Here is a 22855-nt window from a genome sequence, read left to right as displayed (position 1 = left end):
TTTGAAATATGGACTAATAAATATTTCAAAAAGTTGTTGCGAATATGAAAGATGAGGAGTACAATAATTTTGAAATATCATATATTAAATATTTCAAAAAATGAGGTGGACTTATGATTTCAGTTCAAGATGTTACAAAACAGTTTTCGAATGGAAAAGGTTTGTTTCATATTACATTTGATGTAAAAGAGGGAGAAGTATTTGGTTATTTAGGACCGAATGGTGCCGGGAAATCAACGACGATTCGTAATTTAATGGGATTTATAAAACCGACAGCTGGTAAAGCGACAATTTTTGGATTAGATTGTTGGAATGAAGCAGCGAAAATTCAAAGGGAAGTTGGTTATTTACCGGGTGAAATTTCTTTTATTGAAGGAATGAACGGATTAGAGTTTTTAAAATTAATGCAAGGAATGCGTGGATTAAAGGATACGAAAAGACGAGATGAACTGATAGATCGTCTGCAATTTGATGTGAAAACACCGATTCGCAAAATGTCTAAAGGAATGAAGCAAAAAGTAGGGATAGTCGCTGCATTTATGCACGATCCAGAGGTGTTAATTTTAGATGAACCAACATCTGGACTTGATCCACTGATGCAGCAAGTATTTATAGAACTAATAGTAGAGGAAAAACAAAGAGGAAAAACGATTCTTATGTCTTCACATATTTTTACTGAAATTGAGAGAACTTGTGACAGAGTAGCTATTATTAAAGATGGTCGACTCGTAACAGTTGAAAATATTCATGATTTACAAAGTATGAGACGACAGGTAATAGATGTAACTGTATCATCGCAAAAAGAAATTGAATCTCTTACAAAGTGTAATTTGCAATTTGAAGCGGTAAAAGGCAGAGAGGCATCTATTATTGTACAAGGAAACTATCAAACTGTTTTACAAACACTTTCAAACTATAATGTAAAGGCACTTCAAACGAGAGCGATGGATTTAGAACATTTATTTATGCATTATTACGATAAGAAAGAAGGGGTAACGCATGAATAAGCAATTGTTTTTAGCTAGTTTGAAAGAAACACAAAAAAGTATTTTTAGTTATGCGATTGGTGCGGCTCTCTATTTATGGTTATTAATTTGGATATTCCCATCAATGGTATCAGCGAAAGGGTTAAATGAATTAATAAGTGCTATGCCTGATAGTGTGAAAAAAATTGTTGGTATGGAAAGTCCAATTCAAAACGTAATGGATTTTTTAGCTGGTGAGTATTACAGTCTATTGTTTATTATCATTTTAACAATTTTTTGCGTAACAGTTGCGACACATTTAATTGCGCGTCATGTAGATAAAGGAGCGATGGCATACTTGCTAGCAACGCCTGTATCCAGAGTGAAAATTGCCATTACGCAAGCTACTGTTCTCATATTGGGGCTACTTATCATTGTAATTGTCACGTATGTAGCGGGTATAGTAGGAGCAGAGTGGTTTTTAAAAGATAATAATTTAAATAAAGAATTATTTTTGAAGATTAATGTAGTCGGAGGGCTCATATTTTTAGTAGTTAGTGCCTATTCATTCTTCTTTTCTTGTGTATGTAATGATGAAAGAAAGGCACTTAGTTATTCAGCGAGTTTAACTATAATATTTTTCGTACTAGATATGGTAGGGAAATTAAGTGATAAGTTAGAGTGGATGAAAAACCTATCTTTATTTACGCTGTTTCGTCCGAAAGAAATTGCTGAAGGAACATATAATATATGGCCGGTAAGTTTAGGTTTAACCGTTGGAGCAGTTTGCATCTTTTTGTTAGCAATAGTTATGTTTAGAAAGAGAGATTTACCGTTATAAAGTAGAAAGTCCACTGTGAAAGTGGACTTTTTTGTTTGTAAATTTGAACCGATATGTTTATTGTGCCACCATAAAAAGGATATTTATCTTTTTATTTACAAAAATATTCAAAAAAGTGAACCTTTTTATAGGCTACGCAGTCTAATACGTGTAAAGTTAAATTTGAAGTGAGGATGAAACAGGAGGAGCAATTGTGAAAGTAATCCCTTTATATAAAATGATTGTAAAAGAAGAAACGGATGTTTCCTTAGCGAAAAAAGGTGATCATGAAGCCTTTATGGCGCTTATACATACGGAGAAAGTGAAGATGTATCGCATTGCAAAGGCGATGTTACATGATGAGACAAACATAGAGGATGCGATACAGACAACAATTTTAAAAGCTTATGAAAATATAAAAAAACTAAAAAAAGAAGCGTTTTTTCAAACTTGGTTAATTCGAATTTTAATAAACGAGTGTAACAATATAATTAAGTCATATAAAAAACTAATTATAATCGAGGATCATGATAGTAGTATGGTAGCGTTCGACCGATATAAAGATATTGATCTTTGTAATGCTATTCAGTCTTTAACGGAAGAATTAAGAGCTGTAACTGTACTTTATTATTATGAAGATATGAATCAAGAGAGTATTGCGTCCCTTTTAGAAATTCCAAAAGGGACGGTTAAGTCAAGGTTGTCACGTGCAAGGGAACTATTAGAAGAGCGATTAAAGATGGAATAGGGGGTGTATAGAATGGATAGTGAAAAATCATTTGATGAGAAATTAAAAAAGAGAATAAAAGATGAAAATGTTATTTTACCGCCAAAGTTAAATGGAAAGATTAATGATACACTGCATAATCTTCCAGTAAAAAAGAAGAGTTACAGAGTTCATATGATGGTAATTAGTGCCGCGGTTCTAGCGCTTTCTATTGTTTTTATGTCTGAATTTTCTATACAAAGCTTTGCACAAAATGGTGGAGTATTTGAATATGTGAAGAAAAAGGCGTTTTCTGATTATGAAAATGAAGAAGAAATAAAATTGAATGTAAATTATCCAGATAAGGAAAAAATTCATATAAAGATGTTGGATTCAATTGATCATTTTAAAAATATTTCAGGACAATTTGAGGAATATTCTAGCTCTACAAGAATGGCTACAACATACAAGTATGCGATTGATACGGAGAAACAAAGAGGCATTGCATCTCAAGAAGATAAACGATTGAAAAAAAGAACGATTATATATAACGAGGGTAGAAAAAAAGAGTTTGATGATGAGAACTATACATATAAAGAGACAAAATGGAGCCCAGAGGAAAGAAATAATGAACTATTAAAACTAAATCCTACGGAAAGATTGTTGAGAAAATCAGGTGAGAGGAAACGGTATGATGACGAATATGTGGGATTGGCTAAGCATAGTATTCAATCAGAATTCGCAGATTTGTTAATTCGATATAAAGATTGGAATTATAAAGAAACGAAATATCTAGGACTCGATTGTTACAAAATTGAAGGGGTAATTAATATAGAGATGCCTATTAGCGCCTCTGAAGATGTAAGGGGGAAATTTGAAATGGTTGTGGAGAAAAACACAGGGGTTATGTTAAAGTTTCTTAGTTTTCATGAAGGTATGATTCAATATTCAGTTACTACCGAATGGATACAAATAGATAAAGGGCTGAAAGAAAGTATGTTTCAAAAGGATAGCACGAAATATGAAAAAATGAAAAATATATTGGATGAATAGAAACAGGAGGAGAATAAATGGGGAATCATTCGTCTTCAAGAGAAGAGAAAAATAAGCGGAAATATAAAAAGACAACGATAATAAGTTTACTACTAGGAGTATTACTATTTGGCGGGGTTGGATATGGCACCTATGTATATATGAAAACTTCTAATCTAGTACAAAAATCTAATTTGAATTTAGCGCGTGGTGAAAAATCAAATTTACGTGAGAAAGCAGTAAAACCAATTGCAAACAATGTTTCACTTTTAATTATGGGCATTGATGAAAATCAAGAACGTCAAAAGGAGTATAGTGGTGCATTTCATACAGATGCGTTATTGCTGGCAACTTTTAATAAAGATGATAAGACAGTGAAATTAACAAGTATACCACGTGATACGTATACATATGTCCCGATTGAAAAGAAAAAGGATAAAATAACGCATGCATATGGAAGAGGGCTTGTTAAAAATGGTAAAGATGGAGGGCCACAAGCATCTGTTGAAGCAGTAGAAAAATTGTTACAAGTCCCCGTTGATTATTTTGTGAAGTTTAATTTTAGCTCATTTATTAAAATTGTTGATGGATTAGATGGTATTGAAATAGATGTCCCAGTTGAATTTACAGAACAAAATAGTAAAGATGAACCTGATGCGATTCATTTGAAAAAAGGACTACAAAAATTAACAGGAGAAGAAGCACTTGCGCTGGCAAGAACGCGTCATATTGACAGTGATGCAATGAGAGGGCAACGTCAACAACTTGTTATTGAAGCGATGTTAAATAAATTAAAAAGCGCAGGTTCGATTACAAAACTAGAGAAAATGGTTGAGGCGGTTGATGGTGATTTTAAAACAAATTTAGCCATGGATGATATTTTATCTTTTTATAAATATGGTTTAAATGGTTCAGTTGAAAAGACTCAATTAGCTGGTGATGATCTTTATTTACCTAATGGCCCAAATGGACAACGTGTCTATTACTATAATCCTAATAAAAAAGACCTACAAAGTTTGAGTGATACTCTTAGAACACATCTAGGATTAAGTGCGAAGCAGATTGAGGAGAATTAAAGCAGACGAAATGTCTGCTTTTTTATTAGCATCTACTCTATCTGCAATGAATGTTATCTCATTAGAAGGGTTAGCGCTACTACTTGGGGGAGATCGTTTCATGTCAGAAGCACGTGCTATCGTTAATTTAATTGGTAACGGTATTGCGACTGTAGTTGTTGCAAAAAGTGAAAATGAGTTTGATGATGAGAAGTATAAGAGAGTGGTAGAGGAAATGAAAAGAGAAAAAATTGCCGGGTAAAAAAAGTCAGTTTAGCTGACTTTTTTATTTTTGTAGAAAAGATGTTTTTAGATATATGCATTATTTATTAGCAATAATTAACAAGTATTCAAGCGGTAAATGAGATGAAAGTGATTAAATCAACGAATGTGTATAAAGGAGAAATAAGGTTTGAACAACTTATGGCATTTTTATGAATATTACTGTAAAAAAATAATTTTTTAAAAATTTTCAATAATAATACTTTACAAAAATTAAAAAATTAGTAGAATAAGAATTAGTAAGAATCGTCTGATAAATATATAAAGAAAAACAGAATTATCAGAAAATTCTTTAATAGCTATCGTTAAGAATTAGGGAGGGTACAAAATGAAAAAGAAACAAATGAAAAAACTAACAGCAGTTGTAGCACCAGTTTTAGCAATGAGCATGGCGTTAACAGCATGTTCTACATCAGGTGGAGATAAGAAGACAAGCACAAACTCTAGCTCTAGTGGAGATAGTAAATCTGAAGGAAAACTAGCAGCGAAACAAGTGCTAAATCGTACAGAAACAAATGAGATCCCAACAATGGATACTTCAAAAAATACAGATACATTAGGTTCTCAAATTTTAGGGAACACAATGGAAGGGTTATATCGATTAGATAAAGATAATAAACCAATCCCAGCTGCAGCAGAATCTAGCACAAAAAGTGAAGATGGTAAAAAATATACATTTAAACTACGTAAAGATGCAAAATGGTCAAATGGTGATCCTGTAACTGCAAAAGACTTTGCGTACGCTTGGCAACGATTATTAGATCCAAAAACAACTGCAGAATATGCGTTTATCGCATTCCCGATTAAAAATGCAGAGGCAATTAATAAAGGTGAAAAACCAGTAACTGAACTAGGAGTTAAGGCGGTAGATGACTATACATTAGAAGTTGAATTAGAACAAGCGGTACCATACTTCTTAAACTTAGTTGCGTTCCCATCGTACTACCCATTAAATGAGAAGTTTGTAAAAGAAAAAGGGGATAAATTCGGTTTAGAGTCTGATACAACAGTATATAACGGACCATTTGTTCTTACTGATTGGAAGCACGAGCAAGGCTGGAAACTAAAGAAAAATGATCAATATTGGGATAAAAAGACTGTAAAGTTAGATGAAATCAACTATAGTGTAGTAAAAGAAATAAATACAAAGGTCAACTTATTTGATACAGGTGCAATTGATTTCGCACTTCTATCAGGTGAATTCGTTGATAAATATAGAAATAACAAAGAGGAGTTTGGCACATACTCACAAGTAAGTACATACTTCTTACGTATGAACCAAAAACGTGGTGGACAAGATACACCATTAAAGAGTCAGAAATTACGTGAAGCAATCGCGCTTTCTATCGATAAGAAAAACCTAGCAAGCGTTATTTTAAATGACGGATCTAAACCAGCTGACTTCTTAGTACCGAAAGGGTTAGCGACTGGACCAGACGGCAAAGACTTCCAAGAAACATTTAAAAATGGTATCAAACCAGATGCGAAAAAAGCTGCTGCTGCATGGGAAGAAGCGAAAAAAGAACTTGGTAAAGACCAAGTTACAATTGAGCTATTAAACTATGATACTGGTAATGCGAAAAAAGTAGGGGAATATGTAAAAGACCAAATTGAGAAAAATTTAAAAGGTGTAACAGTTAATATTAAACTTCAGCCATTCAAACAAAAACTAAAACTAGAAACAGAGCAAGATTATGATATATCATATGCTGGTTGGGGACCTGACTATGCTGACCCAATGACATTCTTAGATATGTTCCAGTCTAAACATTCTCATAACCAAATGAGCTTCGCTGATCCGAAGTATGATGATATGATCAAAAAAGCTGGCACTGAATTAATGGGTGACGCGAAGAAACGTTGGGAAGAGTTAGGGAAAGCTGAGAAATTACTTCTTGAGCAAGATGTAGCACTTGTACCTTTATACCAACGTGGTGATGCATATGTTCTAAAACAAAATATTAAAGGTATTGTAAAACATAATATCAGTCCGGAATATAGCTTTAAATGGGCATATGTTGCTGAAAAATAAAAGAGTTGAAAAAGCATTTCAAAGTAGCTTAGCTACCTTGAAATGCTTTTTTGTATATTGGAAATTAAAATGTAAATTTGTAGTATAGCAAAATAGAGAAGAATAAGGAGTAAAGTATGTACATATGGTAGATGGGGGATAAATCATACTAAATTACGAAGTTTAAAATCAGAATATTTAAAATAAAACTATTTACAAATGTGAAAAAAAGAGTAGAATAACATTAGTTGTAATTTTCTGAAAAATTTTTAACAAGGAGTCTCTCAAGGTTGGTAATGTACATATAATTAGGGAGGGTTAAAAAATGAAGAGAAAAAAAATGAAAAAATTAACAGCAGTTGTAGTACCAGTTTTAGCGATGAGTGTTGCATTGACAGCGTGTTCTAGTTCAGGTGGAGAAAAGAAAACGACTACTACATCTAATAGTGGGGAAGAAAAAACATCTGATATTAAATATGCAGCGAAGCAAGTATTAAATCGTACGGAAAATCAAGAAATCCCGACGATGGATACTTCTAAATCTACTGATACGTTAGGGGCACAAATTTTAGGAAATACGATGGAAGGCCTATATCGTCTTGATAAAGATAATAAGCCAATTCCTGCTGCGGCAGAATCTAGTACGAAAAGTGAAGATGGTAAAAAGTATACGTTTAAACTGCGAAAAGATGCAAAATGGTCGAATGGTGATCCTGTAACAGCGAAAGATTTTGTTTTCGCATGGCAGCGCTTACTTGATAAAAATACTGCGGCAGAATATGCGTTTATTGCTTACTATATTAAAAATGCAGAAGCGATTAATAAAGGAGAAAAACCTATAACTGAATTAGGAGCGAAGGCGGTAGATGATTACACGCTAGAAGTAGAATTAGAAAAACCGGTACCGTATTTCTTAAATTTATTAGCATTCCCATCATATTATCCATTAAATGAAAAATTCGTAAAAGAAAAAGGCGATAAGTACGGTTTAGAAGCAGATACAACTGTGTATAACGGGCCATTTGTTATGTCTTCATGGAAACATGAACAAGGTTGGCAGCTGAAGAAAAATGATAAGTACTGGGATAAAAAGACTGTGAAATTAGAAGAAATTAATTATAGTGTTGTAAAAGAAGTAGCTACAAAAGTAAATTTATATGATACAGGGTCAATTGACTTTACATTACTATCAGGAGAATTTGTAGATAAATATAAATCGAATAAAGATGAGTATGGTGAGTATGCAGAATCAAGTACATTCTTCTTACGTTTAAATCAAAAACGTAACGGACAAGATACACCATTAAAGAGCAAAAAGCTTCGTGAAGCAATTGCATTATCAGTTGATAAAAAAGGATTGGCGAATGTCATTTTAAATAATGGATCAAAAGCAACAGACCAATTAGTTCCGAAAGGACTTGCGACAGGACCAGATGGAAAAGATTATCAAGATACATTTAAAAATGGTCTGAAATATGATCCGAAAAAAGGCGCAGCTGCTTGGGAAGAAGCGAAAAAAGAACTTGGAAAAGACCAAGTTACAATTGAATTACTAAGCTATGATGATGGAACTGCGAAAAAGATTGCTGATTATGTTAAAGATCAAATTGAGAAAAATTTAAAAGGTGTAACGATTAATACGAAAATTCAGCCGTTCAAACAAAAATTAAAATTAGAGACTGCACAAGATTATGAAATCTCTTATGCAGGCTGGAGTCCAGATTATGCGGATCCAATGACATTTATTGATATGTTTGAATCGAAGAGCCCGTACAACCAAATGAGTTATTCAAATCCAAAATATGATGAAATGGTAGGAAAAGCAGGTAATGAATTAATGGGTGATGCGAAAAAACGCTGGGAAACGTTAGGGAAAGCTGAAAAAATATTCCTTGAAGAAGATGCAGGATTAGTTCCTCTATATCAAACAGGAAGATCATATGTAATGAAACCGAATGTAAAAGGAATCGTTAAACATAACATCAGTCCAGAATATAGCTTTAAGTGGGCGTATGTAACTGAGGATGGCGGAAAAAAATAAAGTGAAAGCATTTCAAAAGTGGCTAAGCTGCTTTTGAAATGCTTTTTTGTATGCATAAGGGAATAAATCTCGTTAGCCTATTGAGAATCGGGTAGGTAGTTAGGAAGATTCTATCGGAGGAAATTAGAGAGTTCAGTAAGTAGTAAGACAGATGAATGATAGTAAGAGATCTCATGCTAATAAGAAAAATATAGAACGTAGTAATAGAGTGGAATAAGGGGAGGGATGTTTACATATAGTAGACGGGGGATAATTCATATAGTAGTAAAAACAACAAGTTACTATTACAAAAAAATAAATATTTAGAAAATTTACAAAAATACTTTACAAAATTCAAAAAAACAGTAGAATATTAATTAATAAGAATTTTCTGATAACGAAAGTTAGTAGAGAATTTCTAAATGTTAATATCGTACATATAATTGGGGAGGGTACAAGAAAATGAAGAGAAAAAAGATGAAAAAATTGACAGCGGTCGTAGCACCAGTTTTAGTAATGAGTATGGCATTAACAGCTTGCTCTGGATCAGGAGAAAAAGATAAGGCAAGCACAACACCAAAAAGCGGTGAAAAAGAAGGCGGAAAATTAGCAGCGAAGCAAGTGCTGAATTTAACAGAAGCTCAAGAGATTCCATCTATGGATTCGGTTAAAGCAACAGACCAAGTATCGTTTCTTGCTTTAAACAACGTAATGGAAGGTTTATATCGCCTGGATAAAGATAATAAAGCAACACCAGGTGTTGCTGAATCATATAAAAAGAGTGAAGATGGTAAGAAGTATACATTTACATTAAATAAAAATGCAAAATGGTCAAATGGAGAGCCTGTAACAGCGAAAGATTTCGTATTCTCTTGGAAACGTGCTGTAGATAAAAATACAGCAGCGGAATATGCATACATTATGTTCGATGTAAAAAATGCAAAAGCAATTAATGAAGGAAAAGCAGCGCTTGATACGTTAGGTGTAAAAGCTGTAGATGACTATACGTTAGAAGTAGAATTAGAAAATGCAGTTCCTTACTTTGTTGAATTAACTTCATTCGGAACATTCTATCCACAAAATGAAAAATTCGTAAATGAAAAAGGTGCAAAATTCGGTTTAGAAGCAGATACAACGTTATACAACGGACCATTTACATTAACAGACTGGAAACATGAAGAAGGTTGGAAATTAAAGAAAAACGCACAGTACTGGGATAATAAAACAGTTAAGTTAGAAGAAATCAACTTTAACGTAGTAAAAGATAGCGGTACACGTGTCAACTTATATGAAAGTGGACAGATTGACCGTTCAGGATTAGTATCTGAATTTGTTGACAAATATAAATCCAATCCAGATTTCTATACACAAAAAACACCATCAACGTTCTTCTTACGTTTAAATCAAAAACGTGGTGGTCAAGATACGGTGTTAAAGAACAAAGATTTACGTTTAGCAATTGCAAAGGCGTATGATAAAAAAGGTTTAACGAATGTTATTTTAAATGACGGATCTACACCTGCAGATTACTTAGTACCAAAAGAATTTGCTAAGAGTCCGGATGGAAAAGACTTCCGTAAAGAAAATGGAGATATTTTAAAAACGGATGTGAAAAAGGCAAAAGAGCATTGGGACAAAGCGAAAAAAGAGCTTGGAAAAGATCAAGTAACAATTGAGCTGCTAAACTATGATAGCGATAATGCGAAAAAAGTAGGGGAGTTCTTAAAAGGAGAGCTTGAGAAAAACTTACCAGGCTTAACAGTGAACTTGAAAAACCAGCCGTTTAAACAAAAATTAAAATTAGAATCAGATCTAGATTATGATTTATCTTACGCTGGTTGGGGACCTGACTACTTAGATCCAATGACATTCATTGATATGTTCGTTACAGATGGACCTCATAACCAAACTGGTTACTCAAATAAGAAATATGATGAAATTGTAGAAAAAGGTAAAGGTGAGCTATTAACGAAAACGAAAGAGCGTTGGGATAGCTTACTGAAAGCTGAGAAAATGTTACTTGAAGATGCAGCAATTGCACCATTATATCAACGTGGTGATGCAATTGTTCAAAGAGCAAAAGTAAAAGGAATTGTTCACCACCCAGTTGGTGGAGATTACAGCTACAAATGGGCATATATCGGTGAGGAAAAATAAGCTGAGGGGGCGCGTGATGCGCCCTTTTTTTATGCACTTTTCATTCTTCCTTGAATATATAAAATAAAAAAGGGAGAATCCCATGGAACGAAATACTTACATCGATTTCTTAGCTTATTACGGAATAGGAAGTGCTCATCCTGGTGGTTTTACGTTAACAAAACAATTGCTAGCACAACTGCCTCTTAGACAAGGAGCGGATGTCCTTGAGATAGGCTGTGGTACGGGGAAAACAGCGGCTTACATGACAAAAGAATTCGGTTATAAAGTAACAGCGATTGAAAAGAATGAAATTATGATTCAAAAAGCGAAAGATAGATGGTTGTTTGAAAGATTGAATGTACAATTGATTCAAGGTGATGCAGAGCAATTACCTTGTTTAAATGATTCATTTGAGTTTGTGCTTGGGGAATCGATACTCGCTTTTACAGATAAAGAAAGGGTTATATCAGAGTGCTATCGTGTATTACAGAAGGATGGTAAGCTTGTTGTCATTGAAATGATTATTAATACACATATTGGGAAGAGTGAGGAAGAAAAAATTGCCCAATTATATGGCATGAAAGAATTATTAACTGAGAATGAGTGGGTACAACTATTTCAGAAAGCAAATTTCAAAAGAATTACAATTGCTGGCGGTGGTACAATTGCAGAAACGATATCTAGCTATATAGAAGAGCCGGAATGGAATCTATCAACATTTATTCCGAATGAGTTATATGAGGCGTGGGTACAACATGAAAACGTACGACGTATGTACCAACATGTTTTAGGACACCGTATATTTATATGTGAAAAGTAGAGAAAAAGAGTTGGCTAAAGGTAGTCAACTCTTTACTATGTTAAATGAAAAATAATGCAGCTAAAGTAATTCCGAAGATGAAACCAAATCCAAGTTCAACGCCCCAGCCACAACCGCCACCCCAGCCGCCGCCACCACAATTACCGCAACCACGACCGCCACATCCACAGCTACTGAATCCACCACCGCAACCAAATCCGCAACTATCACACCTGCTAATGCCGCCGCAAAGATCACAACCACCGTTTGTATATGCGTCATAGTATCCGAATCCTGTATCAAAAGATGAGCGCTGTTGCATTGGTTCGATCCATACAGATTCATTTGTCACATCGATTATTTTGCCTAAATGAATGCGACCATCACGATCTTCAATTCGAACAACTTTACCGAAATAACGTCGGCACGTATCATAACATCTTTGTCTATGCATGTTCTGTCCTCCTTCCCCATTACAGTAATACGATATGTAAGGGGGACAAGTGCGGCTTGTACGAATGACCTACCTATCATAATTGTTATATGAAAGGGGAAATATAGAGAAAGGATATAGTAAGGAGGGAAAGGCAATGAAATCTACAGATCAGTTTCAAACATACGAAGTACCGTGGGAAGAATTTATAGAAGCATTGCGAGATGAAATGAAGAAACAAGTAGGAGCGGATATTATTGATACAGTAGTTTGCAATTTAGAAGATGGATTTGAAGTGTATACATATATACAGGGGGATTTAGAGTTTGAATATAAAGAAGCGCTTGAAAGAAAATACGGAAGTGATACTAAGACTCCTAATTTGTTAACGATTATGCTATTAGCCAGCATTTATAATACGAGTGAAGCGAATATACGCTTACATGCAGATAACAAAGATAATCCAATTGTTGAAGTATATGTGAAGCAATGAAACACGCTGTGAAAGGCGTGTTTTTTATTTATCCCGCTATTTTTGGGCAGTAAAACTCCTACCAAAAAATTTGGCTGGAGCAAAAAAAGTTAGGGGGAGCCAGACTGTCCGTAAACGCCCACTGATCAAAGTTTTACTTTATATGATAAAGTATTAGAAAATTAAGCATCTTAATTTAACGGTTACAGATGTAGTAGCTACTAGAGAATTTTTAGAAAAATATTTTGGATTAATTTGAAGTGGAACGAGGGGAAATGGCTTTGCAGTTATGCGTGATAAGGATGGGTTTATACTAAATTTAATGAAAGGGAAAGAAGTTCAGTATCCTAAAACATTTCATGTAGGATTTCCGCAAGAAAATGAGGAACTAATAAATAAAATGAATCAAAGATTGAAGGAAGATGGATTTTTGGTTGAACCTCCTAAACATGCACATGCGTATACGTTTTATGTTGAAGCGCCTGGTGGATTTACAATTGAAGTAATGTGCTAATTAAAAAATCAAACTTTTTGTTGTGTGTTTTTAATATGAAAAGTAGGAAAAGTCTGTTTTAAGTATGAAGCTTAGACAGGATTTTTTGCCTATATAATTGGATAGAAAATGCTATAAAGAATATTACCAAGTGTATATATATGTTTACATAATAAAGTTATGGTGGGTTAGTTGTCCTAAAATACAAGTCATATATCTTGTTTCCTCTCATAAATTTAAACATAGGAATTTGTCTACAAAGGTGGCGAAGCCTCATCATGAAAATTCGAATTTGTGCCACATTCATGTTGTTTCTATTTATATGGTTACATCCTTATTGGACTTTTGCAAAAGGAGAGGAGGCAAAGGAAAGGGTCGTTTCACTTGTATATGATGATTCGGGCAGCATGAGAAATAACGATCGCTGGAAATATGCCAATTACGCTTTGCAAAGTTTAGTTGCGCTATTAGATGAAAAAGATACATTTTCTTATGTTCCAATGAGCAAGCCGAATAATCCGTTAAACATTTCGTTAACGAAGGATAAAAGGCAAACAGAAATTGAAGGAATTGGAGCGTGGAAAACGTATTTAAATACTCCTTTTAGCGCAGTAGAGACGGCGATGCAATCTATAAAAAAGGAAGCAGATATAGATGGAAAACGTGAATTTTGGCTTATTGTATTAACTGACGGGGCATTTAATGATCTAGAAAAAGATAAAGTTGGCGGAAAAGAACAAATTACAAAGAAACTAACAGACTTTAAGAAAGAAATGGATGTAAAAAAGATATCTTTACATCCTATCTTAATTACGATGGAAGAGGATTTAGGGCAGCAAGAAAAAGAACAATTAAATACGTTTAAAGAAATATGGAAGAAAGAGATAAACGGAGTTACAATGCCGTCAAGCGGAGAGGATGGCATTGTAAAAAGTGTAAATCAAGTGGCAGCATTAGTTGCGAATCGTGATCCATTCTCCTCCGTTGAATCGATTGTAAAAACGAAAGTAGTAGGAAAGAAAGTAGAGATTACAACGCCGTTCCCATTAAAGCGTATGACACTTGTACGACAATCGCCTTCGCTGTCTAATTATCAGGTCACACAAATTTCGAAACCATTACAGTTACAGTCTTCTTTTTCAATACATGCACCCGGAGAAGCGAAATTATTCGGAAATATAGTTCATATAAGCACGGAAAATCAGGAAGTCATTAAACCGGGAACATATACGATAGAAGTGGATCGGGATATTGAGAAAGAAGGATTGCAAGTACTTGTTGAACCAGCGCTTAACTATACGGTTTCTACTTATGACAAAGATGATAATAGTCAAAAAAATGTTGAACAAATGTACGAAGGTGTTACTGCTGTTATTGAAGCAAAGCCTACTGAGTTACCAATTCAGTCTTCTTACTTTCAAGCAGAAGTAGAAATAGACGGAAAACAATATCCGATGAAGTGGAACGATAAGAGGCATGTGTTTTATTACGAAACGAAGATTGGTAAAGGGTTAGTACGTGGAAAAGTTCATATGAATATAAAGGGATTTTACAGACAGACGAAAGAATTCAAAATTGAAACAACAGAAAAGCCAAAATTATCACTTCAAACTGTTACGAAAGATTATGAAGAAAAAGTAACGAATTTAGAGAATAGTAAACCGTTTATTTTACAACCAAAGTTAGATGGTAAGCCGATGACAGAAGGGGCTGTAAAGAAACTATTAAAATCTACTGGTGTCACATCTAAACAATCAATCAACTATGAAATAAAACAACGTGGTAATCAAATTTACGTTTATCCTCGTCCTTATTACTCCGACACATTCAATTTCACAGATACTGGCACCGTAGAAGCTACCATCGTTATACAAGATGCGAAATTACAAGAAGTAAAGAAGCAAATATCACTCCATATTCAAAGTGCGCCGTTTTATGAAAAGTATGCGCTTATTTTTAAGTTTGTCATTCCTATCACTTTATTGCTGCTAGTAGTAGGCATAATCGTTTTAGGATGGATTGTTCGTCCAAGATTTCACCGGAAAGCACTATTGTATTACGAATGGGATCAAGAAGTAGCGAAAGATTGGTTATATCAATCTGAACCAGAATTACTTCGAAATAAATGGTGGAAACATTATTTTGGTATCCCATTTCGAGCAGAAAGAAAAACTGTGCAATCCGTTACGTTTATAGCGAAGAAAGGTTCGAAATCTGTCTTTGTAGCGAAAGAGTCACAAGTAGTAGGAATGATTATTGATGGGATGTTTATAACAGAGGAAGAAGTAGGAATGGAGCATAAGACACTATATCCAAATGAACTTTTATTAATTGATAGAGGATATGGTAAGGAGATTTACAAATATGAATGTGAATAGTAGGTAGGGATAAGAGGGGAGTCTTAGCTTTCTTTCCCTTTCTTTTTAAACAAGCAAGAATAGGAAGGTGGTTCACATGACATTACAAGTTCCAACGATATTAATTGGATTAGGTGGAATCGGTAGTACTGTGACGCATCAAATATATGAAAAACTGCCTGAAGAGCGCCGAAAAAAGGTAGCGATGCACGTATTTGATACAGATGTGAATACATTGAGTAAATTTGATCATATTCGAAAGTTTAAGACACAAACGAGTTCAAGTAAAACGCCTAGAGAGTATATTGCAGGAGATCCAACGATTCCAGAGTGGTTCCCAATGGATCCAACTATACTTGATAAACCATTAACAGAAGGAGCAGGACAGTTACGCGTCATTTCACGTTTAGCGTTACGTGCTGCGATGAAAGAAGATAAATTGACGTCCTTTTGGCAAGAAATTGAGAAGATTTTTCCGGTTACAAGTGATCAAACGGAATATGGTGTGCGAGTTATTATTGTAACATCACTAGCAGGCGGAACAGGTTCGGGGATGTTTCTGCAAATTGCATTATATTTACGTGAAATGCTTCGGAAAAAACTGCAGCATCATAACATTTTAATACGCGGTGCATTTTTAATGCCTGATGTGTTAGTGAAGACGAGAACGGTTAGTGCGAAAGAATTTGAAACGGTGCAAGCAAATGGTTATGCGTCTTTAAAAGAATTGCATGCCATTACGCTCGGTTCAACTGGAGAATTATCAAAACGCGGTGGTGTAACGATTGAATTAGAATACCGTCCGGATCAAGTAGATGAGGATGGAAGAACGAATCATACGATTAAACAACATCATTTACCATACAATTATTGTTTCTTATACGATTACGAAAACTTACATGGACACCATTTACACAATTTATCGGATTATATGGAGCAGATGGCAAATACGATTTATTTACAGTTATTTAGTCCGATGTCCACAAGTCATTTTGCACAGGAAGATAATCAAATTCAGCAATTGGCAGAATCAAGCGGGAAAGGACGATATTGCGGGGCAGGAACAGCAAAGCTCATTTATCCATATGAACATGTGTTAAAATATTGTGCTTTAAAATGGGCTGTGCAAGGTTTAGACGAATCGTGGCTTCATTTGGATCAACTCTTTCAAGAAAAGAAGCAAAGGTACGACCAAGATGTAAAACGTGGTATGCAGCGTGAAAAGCCAGAGCGTGGCAAAAGTTATTTAGAGGATTTAGAACATCTTGCTACCCGTCCAGAACAAGCCCATATTTTCTATAGACAAATGTACAATGAAACGCGTGAAGGAGCAGAGGGCGGTAAGCTCGGAGTTGCGAAATCTAAACTGTTTTTAGAAGCTGTAGAAAGCTATGTACAGCGCACAGTGCAAAAAGATGAGGAATTAAATCGTTTGCAGCACGAGTGTAAAATTTCAGCTGCGAAACTAAAAATGATGGAACAAATGAAAGGAGAAGTAGCGAGAGTAGATCATGCGGTTCGTTTATATGCGTATGCGATTCCGAGCCGTGTACATGAACATGTAACGACACTTTTATATGACATGATTGAATCAGACCGTTTTTCACCAAGTGGGTCTGAAGGACAGTCCTATCAATTAAATACATGGTTTTTAAAGAAAACAGACCCTGTTCATCCAGTAGCAGCGCGTTTTATGTTATATGAAATTCGAAAGCAGTTAGTAGAAAAAATGAATCGACTACATGAAAATAATGAACAGAAGCGTAATGTAATTCAAAATTATGATAAAAAATTTAATGTAGGTAATATAGATGGAACGGTAACTGCTGTACGCCGCGTTGAAATCGCTCAGCAACAAGGTTGGTTTGGAAAAATGGTGAATAATCAACAACGTTTATTTAAAAAAGAATTTGAAGATATCGTAACGCAATATGTACACAAACTAAATGAGTACAGAAAAGAAATGCTGTTAGAACTCGTTTATCAATCGTTATATCAAGCAGTTAATAAAATGATTCAATATTGGGAAAGGTTTTTTGATAATTTACATGAAACACGTGAAAATTTATTGTTTGAAATTCAAAAAAGAAGTAAGGAGTTTGAAGGGAAAACAAACCCAACGAATGTATACGTATTAGCGGAAGAGAAGTTGCAAGAAAAAATATGGCAAGATATGCAGCAACATTTAAATTTAGGTGTATTGCCGAAAGATATATCAGCGGAAATTTATATGAGTTTGTATGGGGAATATTGTCGGGATGCGAAAACGGAAGAAATTCAATCGAAAAAGGTAGAAGATTTTTACCGTGAACATATATTGAGCTATTGTTATGATGAATTACAAGTACGTTATCGTGATAAATTAGAACTTAATATTATAGAGGCATTGCGAAAAGAAGCGGATTATAAGAAGCGTGATCGTGATGAATACGTTCGTGAAAAAATTGAAGATCTGTTCCATTTAGCTAGTCCATTCGTGCCGAAAGTTTCTCACCATAGGGAATTACAATATTGGGGTATACATCCAACTTTAAAGAAAGAACTGCAAGAAGAATTAATTCAAGAAATGTTTAAAGAAAAAGATACAGTACATGAAGCTTTTTCACCATTTGAAGTGATCTGTTACCGGGCACATTACGGTTTATCATTGCAAGATTTTCCTAAATTATCATCAGGACACATTGCGAACGGTTTTATGAATGATAAAGGTGACTACTTCCAATCATATTATCGCCGTGTAAACAAATTAAATAGTAAAAAATCTAGTTTAACGCCGCATTTAGATAAGTATTGGCACTTACCAGCCTTTATGCCCGACTTGAATGCGACTCAAACGAAGTTAGACTACGATAAATGTAATCGTGCCCTTCTATATGCGTATATGTATCGCTGGATTAGTTTAGTTGCTGTTGATGGGCAGTTTGTGTATCAATATAACGGCGTTGGACGTAGCTTCTTAATTCAGTCGATGGGGAAAAATATTTCAAGTGAAAGTTATAAATTACACAGAGCATTACTTCATAATCCGTTTATTTATGAAAACATCTTGTCCAGATTTGAAGAAGAGCAAGAAAAGGCAATGATTCAAGGTGGACATTTATATACACATCCGTTCGTATTAGGAGCTCAAGATGTAAGATGGCTTAGAAAAGAACATGTTCACAATCTTTTAGATATGATTTTAATGTATGACCGTGAGGCGAAGTATGATCCGACGTTAGAAGAAACGTCAGATGAATTATTAAGATTATTCCTTGATGAAATCGAACTATACTTCCAAAACTATTACGGTACAGGTGCAGATATGGTTGCGAAGAAAGAGAAAGAAATGTTTATTAAACAATTGTGGGATCGTTCGTATGCGAAAGGGTATGTGGATCCAAATAGCGCTCCTTATAAAAAGTGGCAAAATTTATTAAGTGTTCAAGATGAAGAAGAAACGCCAAAAACGAATGTATAATGAATGAAAAGGGAATCCTTAAAAGTGGCAATACAACTTTAGAAAAGAGGGATTCTGATGCCGTTTTTAGGAAGTGTATATCAAATATTTGGATTGTATCCAGAACTTTATTATGGAATGATTTCAGCTGAGATAGAAGAAGAAGCTCAGAAAGAGAATCTTGAAAATAGTAGTGCAGAAGTTGAAATGAAAGAATAAAAAAAGTGCAGATGAAAATCTGCACTTTTTTATTCGCTTAAAAAGGTTGCATAACTTCAAATGAATTATTATTTAAAGATAGTATTTTGATTAAAGGTATGATGATTTCATTTGAATTCTATGTAATGAAAATTGTATAAAAATCAGTGAGGGAAAATGAATATGAACATGAAAACAGAAAAAAACAATGTTTTCGAGAAAATAATTATGTTTAAAAATAACATTTGATACATAATTAACCGTCTTTGTTTAATTAATTATATTGTTGACAATATAATTAATTGTATGATAAATTCAATCAGCATTCTTAGAGATGTATTTTCGCAATAATTATTTTTAAAATTTACTATGAGTTAAAAAGATTGATTTTTCTGTTTTTAAGATTGCTAAGTCTATAAAAGAAAAGGAGTAAATTGTGTATAATTTTATTTTCTAAACAGAACAGTAATAAAGATTGTAATTAGTAAGAGATAAACTTGAAAAAGAGGTTTCAATGAATGAGTCTTTTAATAAAGAAAACAATGGATGAAGAAAAGAAAAAAGTATTGAATCAAACTTTAGGAGCGATTGATTTAACTCTTTTAGGAATTGGAGCGATTATTGGTACAGGGATTTTTGTATTAACTGGTATCGTAGCGGCGAAACATGCTGGTCCAGCGATTGTATTATCATTTATATTAGCGGCCATTGTATGTGCATGTGTAGCTTTCTGTTATGCTGAATTTGCATCTGCAGTCCCAGTTTCAGGAAGTGTATATTCGTATACATATATGACATTAGGTGAGATTTTTGCATTTATAGTTGGTTGGTGTGTGATGTTGGAGTACTTATTAGCAACTTCTGCGGTGGCAGCAGGATGGTCAGCTTATTTTCAGTCATTGCTACTAGGGTTTAATATTTACATCCCTACAATCTTTGCATCAGCACCTGGCATGGGGAAGGGTGGAATTATTGATTTACCAGCAGTTCTGATTATTTTAGTTGTAACATTTTTATTAAGTCGTGGTGTAAAAGAAAGTGCCCGAATTAATAATATAATGGTTATTATTAAACTGGCTGTTATTGTAGGATTTATTATTGTAGGGACACAATATGTAAAACCAGAAAATTGGCAACCATTTCTACCGTTTGGTTTTCACGGTGTGGTAGGAGGAGCAGCCACTGTATTCTTTGCTTTTTTAGGATTTGATGCAGTTGCAACAGCTGCAGAGGAAGTGAAGCGTCCACAGCGTAACGTACCGATTGGGCTACTTGTTTCTTTATTCATTTGTACCGTTCTATATGTAGGAGTTTCATTCGTGTTGACTGGAATGGTTCCGTTTACGGAATTGAATGTTGCTGATCCAGTTGCATATGCGTTGCGCACTGTAGGAGAAGATAGAATTGCTGGCTTGTTATCGGTGGGGGCAATAGCGGGGCTAACGACAGTTCTGTTAGTAGCTATGTTTGCATTTGTTCGTGTATCTTACTCGATGAGTCGAGATGGGTTGTTACCAAACAGACTTTCCAGTGTTCATAAACGTTTACAAACGCCATTTTTTAATACATGGGTTACAGGTATACTAGCAGCTTTATTAGCGGGATTAGTGGATTTGAACTTATTGGCTAATTTAGTGAATATGGGAACGATAACAGCATTTGTTTTTGTATCTATAGCTGTCATTGTACTAAGGAGGACACATCCTAATATGAAAAGACCATTCCGTGCTCCCCTAGTACCTTTTTTACCTATCGTTTCAATAGTAAGTTGTATATATTTAGCTTTGAACCTTTCTAAGCTTACTTTAATTAGTTTTGTGGCATGGATTATAATCGGTGTTTTTATATATTTTATATACGCAAAAAAACATAGTAATGTTAGAAACGGAAATAGAGTATAGTCAGTTGAAATAATACTTGTCATGTAATTGAAAACACGCTATCTGTTCTTTATACTTATAAGAACAGATAGCGTGTTTTTTATTTAATAACCCCACTTTCTAAAATTTTGATAGTCGGTGTTACTTTTGCGCTAGCTTTGGAAAAGGAATTAGGCCAATCGTCTTCAACCTTCTTCCATTCTTTATATTGAAAAGCCCTCGCATAATCACCAAATCCGAATGGATCCAGTTGCTGTTTTTGAATTTTGTGAATTAATTCGTTTAAATCTTTGTTTAGTTGTTTTGCGATAAGTGAAGTTAATTTCTTTTTATCTTTATCTAAATCCATATTGAATGTAATCTCAGATATAGCAATTTTTAAATTCATTTTAATATTAAATTTGAAACGGTTATCGCTATAGCCTGAACGAATGTTACGATTCATGCTAAGAACATTTATAGTTACGAAATCGTTGCCTTCTGTATCTTTTAAATTACTATTACTTTCAACTCGAGTAGAAGGGATCTTCATTGTAAGAGAAACTGGTGTATTAGCCTTCTTTTGTAATAGAAGAAGAAGTGCGCTTTCATAACGATTTCACTGCAGCCTGTCCAATTACAATTCCTCCTACGACGCCGATCGTTTTTCCAACGGGACCCGGAAGCCGAACCGCAGCTTCACGGAGCATTTCAAGTACTAATTCCATCAAAAGTGCTTCTAATATAGGTGGAAAAGGAATTTTAGCACGAGACTCGCCGATTGTTAACAATAATTTAAGCGGAATCACTTCATAATGAAAGGAAATCATAGCAATATAAAGAGCAGGAGCAAAAATTGCAATAAATAATCCTGTGAAACGAAGGAGACGTATAAAAGATGGAATCATTGGCCTGAAGCTGTAATCATCTATTGTTTGAAAAAAAGCTGAAAAGGTCATAGGTCCAATTAATACGCCGGGTGAGCGATCTACAACAACAGCGATTCGCCCATTCAAAATGTGATGGGCCGTCGTATCAGGACGTTCGGTTATTGATAATTGTGGAAAGAGCGTGTATGAATTATCTTCAACAAAACCTTCTAATTCACCGGTAGTAAGGATAGCATCCACTTTTATTGATTCAATGCGGCATGTCATTTCTTGTATGACATCTTCGTTTGCGATGTCTGCTAGGTAAAGTAAAAAAACTTTAGAAATTGCTCGCTCGCTACTTCATTAAATCCTTCATGTGAGCTTTTTATTGATGTCTCTGTTGTAGGTTCTTCAATGCTTCTTTTTGGTGCCGCTTGCGTATCTAGTTCTAAAGCTGATAGTTGCCCATCTATAAATAAAATACTTTTACCATGTAAAAGGGATTGTTCAATGTCTGTCCACTTCTGAACCTTTTTTATATTTCCGATAGAAACGGAAGATTCCCAAAAATCGTCCTCATTCCACTCTTTAAATAAAAGAGGACGAAGAATATCTACATTAATAACAGTTTTATCTACAAGTCCTTCCATATATATAAGAGCAGCCTCTTGGCCGTTTTTTAACGGAAAAGTACGTGTAATTAATTCTGGAATACCACTAAATAACTTGGACAAGTGTTTTAAATTAAGTGGAAGAGAAGAAGAAATAGGCTTATGTAATGTATGATCAGCTTGCTCTTGTGCAGAAAAAAATTTTTCACCGCGTATCCATTTGTTAAAAGACCCCATTTGTTCACTTTCTCCTTGTTATGTTTTATCCCGGATTAACGGGCTGCCCGTAAAA

Annotated in this window: 15 protein-coding genes and 4 pseudogenes; 16 read left to right on the top strand and 3 right to left on the bottom strand. The window is 34.4% G+C overall.

Going from position 1 to position 22855, the window contains the following annotated elements; all coding sequences use genetic code 11:
• The first annotated feature begins 113 nt into the window (after positions 1 to 113).
• From JDS95_RS02010 to JDS95_RS01965, 10 genes and pseudogenes are all read left to right on the top strand, one after another.
• On the top strand, positions 114 to 1007 hold the full coding sequence (locus tag JDS95_RS02010) for an ABC transporter ATP-binding protein (protein WP_085450455.1): 894 nt from the start codon (positions 114 to 116) through the stop codon (positions 1005 to 1007).
• Complete coding sequence (locus tag JDS95_RS02005; protein ID WP_001041421.1) at positions 1000 to 1806, top strand: ABC transporter permease subunit; 807 nt, start codon at positions 1000 to 1002, stop codon at positions 1804 to 1806. Before JDS95_RS02010 ends, JDS95_RS02005 begins: the two co-directional genes overlap by 8 nt.
• Positions 1807 to 1999: 193 nt before the next feature.
• The gene (locus JDS95_RS02000; protein WP_000864737.1) at positions 2000 to 2533 is read left to right on the top strand and encodes an RNA polymerase sigma factor; all 534 of its coding nucleotides are present in this window, start codon (positions 2000 to 2002) and stop codon (positions 2531 to 2533) included.
• A gap of 12 nt (positions 2534 to 2545) precedes the next feature.
• Positions 2546 to 3544: a hypothetical protein gene (locus tag JDS95_RS01995; protein ID WP_000376641.1), complete on the top strand. Its 999-nt coding sequence runs from the start codon at positions 2546 to 2548 to the stop codon at positions 3542 to 3544.
• Positions 3545 to 3561: 17 nt separating this feature from the next.
• Positions 3562 to 4599, top strand: a complete 1038-nt coding sequence (locus tag JDS95_RS01990) for an LCP family protein (RefSeq protein WP_000526737.1) — start codon at positions 3562 to 3564, stop codon at positions 4597 to 4599.
• A gap of 22 nt (positions 4600 to 4621) precedes the next feature.
• Positions 4622 to 4840: pseudogene (locus JDS95_RS01985) on the top strand (C4-dicarboxylate ABC transporter); the annotation flags it as partial.
• A 348-nt stretch (positions 4841 to 5188) separates the two neighbouring features.
• Positions 5189 to 6892, top strand: coding sequence for a peptide ABC transporter substrate-binding protein (locus tag JDS95_RS01980; protein ID WP_085450453.1), 1704 nt, complete (start codon positions 5189 to 5191; stop codon positions 6890 to 6892).
• Between the two features lie 304 nt (positions 6893 to 7196).
• Positions 7197 to 8912: a peptide ABC transporter substrate-binding protein gene (locus JDS95_RS01975; RefSeq protein ID WP_000823478.1), complete on the top strand. Its 1716-nt coding sequence runs from the start codon at positions 7197 to 7199 to the stop codon at positions 8910 to 8912.
• Positions 8913 to 9353: 441 nt separating this feature from the next.
• Positions 9354 to 11048, top strand: coding sequence for a peptide ABC transporter substrate-binding protein (locus JDS95_RS01970; protein ID WP_000823453.1), 1695 nt, complete (start codon positions 9354 to 9356; stop codon positions 11046 to 11048).
• Between the two features lie 82 nt (positions 11049 to 11130).
• Positions 11131 to 11850 carry a class I SAM-dependent methyltransferase gene (locus JDS95_RS01965; RefSeq protein ID WP_199690193.1) on the top strand — a complete coding sequence of 240 codons (720 nt, stop codon included), beginning with the start codon at positions 11131 to 11133 and terminating at the stop codon, positions 11848 to 11850.
• A 40-nt stretch (positions 11851 to 11890) separates the two neighbouring features.
• Here JDS95_RS01965 and JDS95_RS01960 read toward each other — a convergent pair whose 3' ends face one another.
• The gene (locus JDS95_RS01960) at positions 11891 to 12283 is read right to left on the bottom strand and encodes a hypothetical protein (RefSeq protein WP_000555013.1); all 393 of its coding nucleotides are present in this window, start codon (positions 12281 to 12283) and stop codon (positions 11891 to 11893) included.
• A 136-nt stretch (positions 12284 to 12419) separates the two neighbouring features.
• Between JDS95_RS01960 and JDS95_RS01955 the strand changes: the two genes are divergently transcribed.
• From JDS95_RS01955 to JDS95_RS01930, 6 genes and pseudogenes are all read left to right on the top strand, one after another.
• Complete coding sequence (locus JDS95_RS01955; protein ID WP_199690191.1) at positions 12420 to 12755, top strand: hypothetical protein; 336 nt, start codon at positions 12420 to 12422, stop codon at positions 12753 to 12755.
• Positions 12756 to 12915: 160 nt separating this feature from the next.
• Positions 12916 to 13248: pseudogene (locus JDS95_RS01950) on the top strand (VOC family protein).
• Between the two features lie 257 nt (positions 13249 to 13505).
• The gene (locus JDS95_RS01945) at positions 13506 to 15605 is read left to right on the top strand and encodes a vWA domain-containing protein (RefSeq protein ID WP_000702105.1); all 2100 of its coding nucleotides are present in this window, start codon (positions 13506 to 13508) and stop codon (positions 15603 to 15605) included.
• A 76-nt stretch (positions 15606 to 15681) separates the two neighbouring features.
• Positions 15682 to 19044 carry a tubulin-like doman-containing protein gene (locus tag JDS95_RS01940; protein ID WP_000175115.1) on the top strand — a complete coding sequence of 1121 codons (3363 nt, stop codon included), beginning with the start codon at positions 15682 to 15684 and terminating at the stop codon, positions 19042 to 19044.
• A gap of 57 nt (positions 19045 to 19101) precedes the next feature.
• On the top strand, positions 19102 to 19242 hold the full coding sequence (locus JDS95_RS01935) for a hypothetical protein (RefSeq protein WP_001116189.1): 141 nt from the start codon (positions 19102 to 19104) through the stop codon (positions 19240 to 19242).
• A 497-nt stretch (positions 19243 to 19739) separates the two neighbouring features.
• Positions 19740 to 21122 (top strand): APC family permease, encoded by a 1383-nt coding sequence (locus JDS95_RS01930; protein WP_199690190.1) that lies wholly within the window; start codon positions 19740 to 19742, stop codon positions 21120 to 21122.
• 79 nt (positions 21123 to 21201) lie between these two features.
• Here JDS95_RS01930 and JDS95_RS01925 read toward each other — a convergent pair.
• Both JDS95_RS01925 and JDS95_RS01920 read right to left on the bottom strand, forming a co-directional pair.
• Positions 21202 to 21699, bottom strand: a pseudogene (locus tag JDS95_RS01925) (Ger(x)C family spore germination C-terminal domain-containing protein); the annotation flags it as partial.
• Positions 21695 to 22800: pseudogene (locus tag JDS95_RS01920) on the bottom strand (spore germination protein); the annotation flags it as partial. The pseudogenes JDS95_RS01925 and JDS95_RS01920, both read right to left, overlap by 5 nt.
• Positions 22801 to 22855 lie beyond the last annotated feature (55 nt).

This window comes from Bacillus cereus group sp. N24, from assembly GCF_016483345.1.
In the GTDB taxonomy this organism is placed as follows: domain Bacteria; phylum Bacillota; class Bacilli; order Bacillales; family Bacillaceae_G; genus Bacillus_A; species Bacillus_A toyonensis.
Note: the sequence above shows the minus strand (reverse complement) of the source record. Positions and strands in the feature narration are given on the sequence as shown.